Source organism: Prevotella lacticifex (assembly GCF_019973375.1).
Lineage (GTDB): Bacteria > Bacteroidota > Bacteroidia > Bacteroidales > Bacteroidaceae > Prevotella > Prevotella lacticifex.
This window is the reverse complement of sequence record NZ_BPTV01000012.1, coordinates 1-509: the sequence shown is the minus strand read 5'-3', so window position 1 is coordinate 509 and position 509 is coordinate 1. Positions and strand designations below refer to the sequence as shown.

Genomic DNA, 509 nt, shown 5'->3' with positions numbered 1-509 from the left:
CTGCCTGCGGTCCGCACAGCTGCTGGCACGGAGGTAAAACGTCTCTGTCCGCAGAAAGAGCTCCTCAACAAGTTCCTTGATGAACGAGCCGCAATCGGCACGGAACATGCGCACATAAAGTCCGTGAGCCTCGATATTGTCCAGCATGCGTGTCAGCTCTTCCACCTGCTCAAACTTGACATTCGAGTTGCCCTGCCTGTTTTCAATGCCTATTATCAGCGGACCGGATGTCATCACGCCCGGGAAGTAGCCGCGCTTCTTCTTATAGGAATACTGGGCGTCGCTTTTCTCAGCGGGGATGAACTCGTTGTCAAAGTCGACATCAATGCCCTGACCCTTTTTCATAAGGCCAAGCAGCAATGCCATGTCAAGCATCAAGGAATTTAGTTTCATGGCAGGATCATGCGCATATACGTTGCCAGCTTTACTCGTATAGGCTATACTCATGGCACTCAGCTCCTTCAGCCCACGGGCGATGGTGTCAGAACTTGGTATCCTCGCATCTGGGG

1 protein-coding gene is annotated in these 509 nt (G+C 52.5%); it reads right to left on the bottom strand.

The annotated features are described in order from the left end of the window. Positions 1-509 (bottom strand): transposase family protein (locus tag LDN30_RS16215; protein WP_498043772.1); only part of this gene is annotated, 509 nt, incomplete at both ends.